This is a genomic window from Cellulophaga sp. BC115SP (assembly GCF_009905545.1).
Taxonomy (GTDB): domain Bacteria; phylum Bacteroidota; class Bacteroidia; order Cytophagales; family Spirosomataceae; genus Flectobacillus; species Flectobacillus rivi.
The window spans coordinates 1-1,604 of the sequence record NZ_JAAALB010000130.1; the positions used below are offsets into that span (position 1 = coordinate 1).

General features: G+C 31.4%; 2 protein-coding genes. Both read left to right on the top strand.

Annotated elements, in window-relative coordinates; genetic code table 11:
• Window positions 1-456, top strand: a 456-nt coding sequence (locus tag GVN22_RS27180) for a hypothetical protein (protein ID WP_166554140.1), incomplete at its 5' end; no start/stop codon positions are given.
• A 1-nt stretch (window position 457) separates the two neighbouring features.
• Window positions 458-1,486, top strand: a complete 1,029-nt coding sequence (locus GVN22_RS27185; protein WP_166554141.1) for a hypothetical protein — start codon at window positions 458-460, stop codon at window positions 1,484-1,486.
• Window positions 1,487-1,604 lie beyond the last annotated feature (118 nt).

Sequence of the window (1,604 nt, forward strand, 5' to 3'; positions counted from 1 at the left end):
ATAGACCAACAGTTTAATTTGCTTTTCCCACAAGTACAAGGCAATTATGAGTTTGATATGTATACTGGCGACCAAACTAACACAGGTTTATGGTTTATAGAATGTAAAAGTACTGATGAATTGCCTGCTGATATGGGACAGTTATCAGCCTATTTTTCAGTAATAAGAAATATTTCTAATTTGGAGTATATTTTCAACACTAAAAAAGCAGGCACAGAAACTCAAGCCAAACAAGCAGTACAAAAACAGTTGTATAATGGTACTGCTCTTATTAATATGGGAACAAATTTATTTAACACCATTTGGGGGAATACGGCGCTTAGGGGGAGTTTGTTTCCGAATTTAGATTATACCAATAAAACTATTGATGAGTTGAAGCCAGAAGCAATTCTTTTGTTCAAGGCTATGGTTGGAAATACGTCAAATTCATTTTATAACTTTATTAAAACCAAGTAATATGTTCAAAATTTTGTCACATATAAGTAATGTGGAGCATATTCAAGTCAATTATAACCTTGAAATAATAAAATACAAGAACGGAAATTATTGTTTAAACGGTGAAACTGTGAAAAATTATAAATATATTGGTTTACTACCTAATGGACTTATTTGCCAAAAAACATCGGACTATTATTTTATTGAAAATATATTTTCAGGAAAAATCATAAAATTAGATGCTTCAAAAAGTTATTCTACTGGAAATGTTTTTTCTGAAAATGGGACATTTTATACAACAAATAACACTTTTGATGAAACAGCAATTGAATTTAGAAAAGATTTTTATTACCATGACTTTAAAACTAACGAAGAAAAATTACTCATAAAACAAGGGACAGGATATTTTTTTACAAATTACGAGAATAATACAAAATCTATTTTTCGTTCTCATAATACCCTCAAATCCCTCTCCCTTCTCACAGGGGAATATGAGTGGGAGTTAGATTTGGGGGCTTATGGGGAGATAGATAAAATAATTGGAGTTTGTAATGAGATATTATGGGTTGGGGTTGGTTCAAAAATGTTGATAGGTATTGATATTAAATATGGTAAAATTATGCATGTAATAGACAAACCTAGCCATTTTGCCTATCAAAGTGGAGCATTTAACTATTTCAGAGGACATGATGGACAAATTGATGAAAAAGCAAAAAAATTAGTAGGCTTTGAGTTTGATACTTATTACGAATTAGATTTGGTCACAATGGAGTTTACCTATTGGATTTTTAGAGAAGAAGCAAAAGCCATGAAAATAGAGGCAAGATATGCATCTCAAAATATTCATACAGAAGACTTTATCTATTTTATTGATAAACTTAATTTCAAAATAGGAATATTTGACAGGAAAAATAAAACGATTAAAGAAGCATACGTTTTTCCTGAGAATTCATGTACAGGTTTTTTGAATGACTTACAAGTTACAAATGACAAAATGTACGTGCTGGATACAGGTGGTACACTCCACATCCTCAAAAAAGAACGAGCCTAACAAAATCCCTCTTTTAGCCATGGTTAAAAGAGGGATTTTTGTGGTGGTTGGGAGGCCTATCAGCAAGGCAAATTACCCAAAGAGGTATTGCCTTCAATTTGGGATAGAATTTCATTGA